We start from the raw sequence: 6,101 nt of genomic DNA, 5'->3' as shown, positions 1-6,101 counted from the left end.
GAGCATCTGCCTTACAAGCAGAGGGTCACAGGTTCGAGCCCTGTAGGCCCCATTTAAGTATTCTTTACAGAAAAGTGTATATACTAATTTAATAAGGGCGAATTCCCGAGTGGCCAAAGGGGACAGACTGTAAATCTGCTGGCAATGCCTTCGGTGGTTCGAATCCACCTTCGCCCATTTAAAATGTTGGTTGACAAAACATTTTAAAACATTTATAATTATATACTAGCGCGGGGTGGAGCAGTCTGGAAGCTCGTCGGGCTCATAACCCGAAGGTCGTAGGTTCAAATCCTGCCCCCGCAATTTTTTTTGCAAAAACTTAAACCTTATGGGCGTGTAGCTCAGTCGGTAGAGCACTTGACTTTTAATCAAGTTGTCCCGGGTTCGAATCCCGGCACGCTCATCAGATGCCCAGATAGCTCAGTTGGTAGAGCAGAGGACTGAAAATCCTCGTGTCGTTGGTTCGATTCCGACTTTGGGCACTCAGCACTTATCCTTGACGGATGGGTGCTTTTTTGTTTTATTGTAAGATTTACTTCATTGTAAAAAGGCTGAAAGTCTGATAGTATAAATAATGTTTTAAGGTTTAAGTATACTACTAACAAAAGATACCAGGGGAAAATGAATGAGCAGACGGCGCAAAAAAAAGGATTCACCAATCAAGACTGTATTTTTGATTATCATGGCAGCTGTTATTATGACGGCGGCTGTGTATGTTGTTATGTCAGTGGTTGGGAAAATAAGGTCAGATTATAAAAATCTGGATTTCAGTACTGAGCAGAAGGAGATGCCTTCCATTACCATAGATACCAGGGAGGAACCAAAGCCAGGATGGAATGAGACTGATAATGGATGGATGTATTATCTGGATGAAGAAGAGTACGTGACGGCCCAGTGGAAGGATATAGAGGGGTTTCTGTATTACTTTGACAGCGACGGTATCATGGCCACCGGGGTATTAAAACAGGAGGGACAGACCTATACCTGCCACGACACAAAGGGCTATCTGAAGGACATCCAAATTGATTTGGACTACAAACCTGAGAGTACAGGAGAAAACCTGGACAGCCTGGTGAGGACCAATGCGTTCTGGTGTTATCTGAGGGCGGAAGACACAGGACTGTTTAAGACCATCCTGTACCGCAAGACCGTAGAGAACAAGGTGGTGGTACTGGGAGGGGAGACGGCCCCGGAAAAGACCACAAGGAATTCTATGCGTGCTTACGGCGATTACGTATATTTCCTGCCTAAGGTAAAAGAAAGCCAGAAACAGGGCCTTTCCGAGGCTGAGAGGGGGCTTTGTGATAAGCTGTTTAGGATGAGGCCGGGAAGCGATACCAAGGAGCTGATTGCGGAGAACGTGGATGGGTATATGGTAATGGGGGATACAATCTATTACTCCCAGGCCGGGAAGATTTACAGCACCACCTCAGGCACCGAGGTGGCCACTGGGGAAGCCAGATATTCGGTGGTCATAAAGGATGGAAATTGTTATCTGGTAGATGACTTGGGCAATCCTGCAGTGGCTGAAAGCGGCAGCAGTGTCAGCATTGGGGACCGTGTTTACCGGATTGAGGAAGACGGAAAGATAAAATATGTAAAACACGGTCAGGTAACCATAGGAGGAAAGACGTATTATCTGAGCGGCAGCGGAACAAAATCTTCTGTCAGTGTAAAGAGCGAAGGGAACGATACTGCCATTATCAGGGAAAACTATGGTGTACAGAGCTATTGCATTGTGGATAATCAGATTTATTACAGCAGTTATGTGGATAAAGGTACGGGAGGAGAATGGTACAGCCAGATATTCAGGACGGATTTGAGCGGACAGAATAAACAGGCAGTGTCGGAGCGTTTCCCAGGTGTGATGCAGAATATGTACTACTACGAGGATGAGGGACAGATATTTGGGGAATACAATCCGGCTATCTGGAAACAGGCCTATGGGACAGCTGCTATTATATCAAGAGACGGGAATATTTATCAGATAAATGATACAGCCGCTCGGACCGGTAAGCATGTGGACGGAAATGATATGCTGGAAATCATTATGGCTAAGGATGGTAAGGTCATTTGCCTGTGGCATGATTGTGAGTGGGACAGAAACAGCGGAATAACCAGTATTCTGTGGAGCAAAGCCATTGAACTGGATGCCGGTGACAGGAGCCTGATTGATATGGTTCCTTCTGAAGAAACACAGGAGAGCAGTGAGGCCCAGGAGTCAGGGGACATTATTCAGCCAATTGAGACCATGCCCCCTTCCTCTTCGGAAACTGTTTCACCGGTGGAGCCTTCTGTGGATAATGACCCTGTAATCAGTACGGAAGGGCCTCATACGGAAACAGCTGCTCCCACGCTGCCGGCTCCGGCCCCTACCATTCCGCCGGTAACGGAACCGTCCGCAGAGGTGAAGATAGTGCCCCTGGGTTAAAATTGGATTAAGAGAAGTGTTACCTGTTAACGGGGTTCGTCCTCATCAAAATCTACTATCACATAAAAACCCCGTGAATTTTCACGGATGTCTTTTACAATTCCGTATCCAGACTTGATACGGTAACGGGCGGCGAAGCAGCCGGACATAGCTACAGCAGGGTCGATGATATAGCTGTAGCTGCTGGTTCCTTCCCGCTCGATTATTTTTACTTTATCGCCTTTGTTCACAAGGCCCTGGCGTTCCATCTTAAATTCAATGGTTCTCATTGATACCTGCTTCCTTTCCCACTTCATCACATACCATATTGATATAGTCAGATAAGGTGCTGTTCTGGCAGCCTACGATGTAGTGATTGCACCGGTTCACCGGAATCAGTATCTTATATGCTTTGCTGATGCCGATGGCCGTGGCCATGGCAGGCGTAATTTCCCCTAAAAGGGAATTCGCCATGACAATGCCGATAGGGCCGATGATGATATCTGCATCCTGGGCATTGACTATGGCCGGGTTTTCACCTGTAGCGCCATAGGTGGCGCCTGCTTTCAGCATGGCGGAGGTGGCAATGCTGTTTGTGCCGATGGCATATGTCTCCAGATTTGGGAAACGCTTTTTCAGCTGCTCGATGACTGACTTTCCCATTTTTCCGCCCTGCCCGTCTATGATGACAATTTTCATGGATTCACCTTCTTTTCTTTTGTGCTGTGGGTCAATGTTGATAAACCGTGTCTGACATGGAATTAAAATAGTTTACAGGGATATATTTTAACAGAAATGAGAGGGAAAGTAAATGTTATCCACAGACAGTAGCTTTTTAAGGAAAAAACTGTGGATAATAGATTCTGATATTCAGAGAAGCCGGGATAAGTTCAGGCCACAGAAAAGGAGCAGATTATGTAGTCTGCTCCTTTTAAGTATATTTAGTTGTTCAGCGGATTTTTTAGTACATTTAACGCTGCAGCTGAACTGGTACCGAACGTATCGGTATAAGCTTCACAGCTGATTCTCTGATGATACCCGATTTTTTCAAGAACCTGAAAAAATGGAATATAATCCGCTTCTTGGATATCCTTTGGATATACACGTCCGTTTGGATTGGCAAAGTGGACATGCCTTAGGTATTCCTTCCCGTTTTGTTCCAGGTGAAGGAGGGGTTCCTTTTCAATCGTCATATGATAGAAGTCAACCAGTACTTTTATGGACTCATGGTCTACATCAGAGGCCAGTCTGCATCCCTCCTCAAAAGTGTTGATTAAATTACACTCAGCCTTTTGCAGGGGCTCTATTACGATTGTTATCCCCTTGGTTTTTGCAACAGGACCTATTTGTCCAAGAAGCTCCACTACCTGTTGGTAACCCTTTTCCAGAGGATATCCGTCAGGAACATTTTTGGCCTTTCCGCTTCCAAAGACAACATATTGTACGCCTAAGCTTTTTGCCCGTTCAAGGGCGCGGTTTACATAGTCCATAATCTGTAACTGGTCTACATCTTTGCCTGTGAGACGGATTGTGCCCGGAAAAAAATTATTGCATACTTCGCACTGTATATTGTATTGTTCCAACTCATTCATAATCAGAGTATTAAACTGTGCTTCCGGCAAATCCATCATTTCAGCAAGAGGGAGTTCCACATAATCGTAACCTGACGCTGCCAGGGCTTTCAGATGTTCGATTCCTGTTTTATCCGGGTTGGATGCAATCATATTAAGACAACAGCCGTATTTCATTTTCATTCCTCCTATTTACAGTTGAGGCTCAATGATGACTTTTAGATAATCATCAGGATGCTCATGGATTTCCGGAAAGATATCTACGGCCTCCTCCAGGGATACAACCTTGGTTATCAATTTATCAGTAGCCAGTTTCCCGGATGTGACTATCTCTGCCACCTGCCCAAATTCTTTGTGGGTATAGTTGAAGCTTCCAATTACGCGTCTTGCCGAGCATACAATATCCTGCATATTGATGGTCATTTCTTTTTGGGACATACCTACCCAAACAGAGGTACCGCCTACTTTCAGGCATTGAATGGACTGATTGGCTGATGGCTGGACTCCGACGCATTCAATGGAGGTGTCAATCATGAAACCGTCTGTCAATTGGGATATGGTTTCCATGAAGTTCTGTTTTGAAGGATTAATGACTGCGTCTGCCCCCAATTCCAGTGCTGTATTCAGTCTGGCATCGCTTAAATCGGATACGATGAGTTTTCCGGGATTTTTAAGCTTTATTAATTGCAGGACACATGCTCCTATGGTTCCGGCTCCAATGATTAATACGGTTTTTCCTTCCACATCACCAGCCTTTAAGACACTGCCGTAAGCCACTGCGTATGGTTCAACGAGAGCTCCTATGCGGGGAGAGCTGCTGTCTGGAAGTGGGTATAATAATTTTTCAGGTACAGAAACATATTCTGCCATGGCGCCGTCAACGGTGAGAACACCGAAGAATCGCTTGTTGAGGCATAACATGGTAAGGCCTCTCCTGCAGTTAACACACTCACCGCAAAAATGGATTGGCTGGACAATGACCTTATCGCCTGCCTTATATTGGCTGCATGAGGCATCTGCTTTTACCACCTCGCCGCAGAATTCATGTCCCATGGTCATTGGTTCAATTCTTCGGCCGGTCAAACCAAGATATCCATGTACATCGCTTCCGCATATGCCGCAGGCCAGGACCCTGATTAATACCTCTCCTTTGGCGGGCTCAGGCGTGGGTAGTTCCTGAACTTCCAGTTTCTTTGGACCTAAATACCGTAATGCTTTCATCTCTTCCCCCCTATTTTCTGATTTCCGTTCCCGTTAATTTTTCATAGAATTTAGCAATCCCGCAGTGGTCATCCTGCCCATATCCATCAGCATGCAGATTCTGGAGTATTTCCATTGCAAGAGAAGTGAATGGAAGAGGAGAGCCTACATTGTGGCCTGTTTCAATTGCATTGTTCAAATCCTTAATATGCAGGTCTATTTTAAAGCCGGGATTGAAGTTTCCTTCTGTAATCATTGGTATCTTGGCATTCATGACAGTGGAACCGGCCAGACCGCCTTTTATTGCATCAAAAACTTTCATTGGGTTTACCCCTGCTTTGGTGCTCAGCATAAATGCTTCAGAGACAGCTGCAATATTTAAGGCAACAATTACCTGATTGGCAAGCTTTGTGGTATTTCCTGCCCCTATGCTGCCGCAGAGAACAGCGCTTCCGCCCATAATCATCAGGATATCATATACTTCATGAAAGACATCTTCATCTCCTCCTACCATGATTGATAGGGTGCCGTCAATTGCCTTGGGTTCCCCGCCGGAGACAGGGGCATCAATCATTCTGACGCCTTTGGATTTGCATGCATTGTATACTTCCTGGGATGCCTGGGGGGCAATGGAGCTCATATCAATCAGTATGGTGCCTTCTTCTGCGCCCTCCAGCACTCCATTTTCACCGAGTACCACTGTTTTTACATGAGGGCTGTTTGGTAGCATTGTGATTATCAGGCTGCATTGGCTGGCAACGTCCCTGGAGGAACCGGCTTCTATTGCTCCGTCAGCCTTGACTGCTTCTATATTGGCGCTTACTACATCATAAACAACCACTTCATGTCCTGCCTTTAATAAATTGCGAACCATGGGTTTACCCATAATACCAAGTCCTATGAATCCTATTTTCATTACA

At 45.6% G+C, this 6,101-nt stretch carries 6 protein-coding genes and 4 tRNA genes; 5 read left to right on the top strand and 5 right to left on the bottom strand.

Translation table 11 applies throughout. The features are described from left to right. The first annotated feature begins 95 nt into the window (after positions 1 to 95). From FGS84_RS21920 to FGS84_RS21900, 5 genes are all read left to right on the top strand, one after another. Positions 96 to 177: transfer RNA gene (locus FGS84_RS21920), tRNA-Tyr, on the top strand. 52 nt (positions 178 to 229) lie between these two features. Then, a tRNA-Met gene (locus FGS84_RS21915) sits at positions 230 to 303 on the top strand. Between the two features lie 27 nt (positions 304 to 330). Further along, positions 331 to 403 (top strand) — tRNA-Lys (locus tag FGS84_RS21910). 6 nt (positions 404 to 409) lie between these two features. Next, positions 410 to 482: transfer RNA gene (locus FGS84_RS21905), tRNA-Phe, on the top strand. A gap of 143 nt (positions 483 to 625) precedes the next feature. Then, the gene (locus FGS84_RS21900) at positions 626 to 2,431 is read left to right on the top strand and encodes a DUF5050 domain-containing protein (protein WP_138310441.1); all 1,806 of its coding nucleotides are present in this window, start codon (positions 626 to 628) and stop codon (positions 2,429 to 2,431) included. Between the two features lie 26 nt (positions 2,432 to 2,457). Here FGS84_RS21900 and FGS84_RS21895 read toward each other — a convergent pair whose 3' ends face one another. The 5 genes from FGS84_RS21895 to garR form a co-directional block, all read right to left on the bottom strand. Further along, positions 2,458 to 2,700, bottom strand: coding sequence for a hypothetical protein (locus FGS84_RS21895; protein ID WP_138310440.1), 243 nt, complete (start codon positions 2,698 to 2,700; stop codon positions 2,458 to 2,460). Continuing rightward, positions 2,687 to 3,109: a DUF3842 family protein gene (locus tag FGS84_RS21890; protein WP_138310439.1), complete on the bottom strand. Its 423-nt coding sequence runs from the start codon at positions 3,107 to 3,109 to the stop codon at positions 2,687 to 2,689. The genes FGS84_RS21895 and FGS84_RS21890 overlap by 14 nt, the downstream gene beginning before the upstream one ends. Before the next feature lie 242 nt (positions 3,110 to 3,351). Further along, entirely contained in the window at positions 3,352 to 4,158 is an 807-nt protein-coding gene (locus FGS84_RS21885; RefSeq protein ID WP_171042692.1) for a sugar phosphate isomerase/epimerase family protein, read from the bottom strand. A 15-nt stretch (positions 4,159 to 4,173) separates the two neighbouring features. Continuing rightward, entirely contained in the window at positions 4,174 to 5,202 is a 1,029-nt protein-coding gene (locus FGS84_RS21880) for an alcohol dehydrogenase catalytic domain-containing protein (RefSeq protein WP_138310437.1), read from the bottom strand. A gap of 10 nt (positions 5,203 to 5,212) precedes the next feature. Next, positions 5,213 to 6,097, bottom strand: coding sequence for a 2-hydroxy-3-oxopropionate reductase (gene garR, locus FGS84_RS21875; protein WP_138310436.1), 885 nt, complete (start codon positions 6,095 to 6,097; stop codon positions 5,213 to 5,215). Positions 6,098 to 6,101 lie beyond the last annotated feature (4 nt).

Source organism: Clostridium sp. 1001271st1 H5, from assembly GCF_005845215.1.
In the GTDB taxonomy this organism is placed as follows: Bacteria; Bacillota; Clostridia; order Lachnospirales; family Lachnospiraceae; genus Enterocloster.
The sequence above is the reverse complement of the archived record's forward strand: the minus strand, read 5'-3'. Positions and strand labels throughout refer to the sequence as shown.

Excerpts from the sequence above, each read along its gene's own strand:
- garR (WP_138310436.1), bottom strand. The coding sequence starts at position 6,097 with ATGAAAATAGGATTCATAGGACTTGGTATTATGGGTAAACCCATGGTT.
- FGS84_RS21880 (WP_138310437.1), bottom strand. The coding sequence starts at position 5,202 with ATGAAAGCATTACGGTATTTAGGTCCAAAGAAACTGGAAGTTCAGGAA.
- FGS84_RS21890 (WP_138310439.1), bottom strand. The coding sequence starts at position 3,109 with ATGAAAATTGTCATCATAGACGGGCAGGGCGGAAAAATGGGAAAGTCA.
- FGS84_RS21895 (WP_138310440.1), bottom strand. The coding sequence starts at position 2,700 with ATGAGAACCATTGAATTTAAGATGGAACGCCAGGGCCTTGTGAACAAA.
- FGS84_RS21900 (WP_138310441.1), top strand. The coding sequence starts at position 626 with ATGAGCAGACGGCGCAAAAAAAAGGATTCACCAATCAAGACTGTATTT.
- FGS84_RS21885 (WP_171042692.1), bottom strand. The coding sequence starts at position 4,158 with ATGAAATACGGCTGTTGTCTTAATATGATTGCATCCAACCCGGATAAA.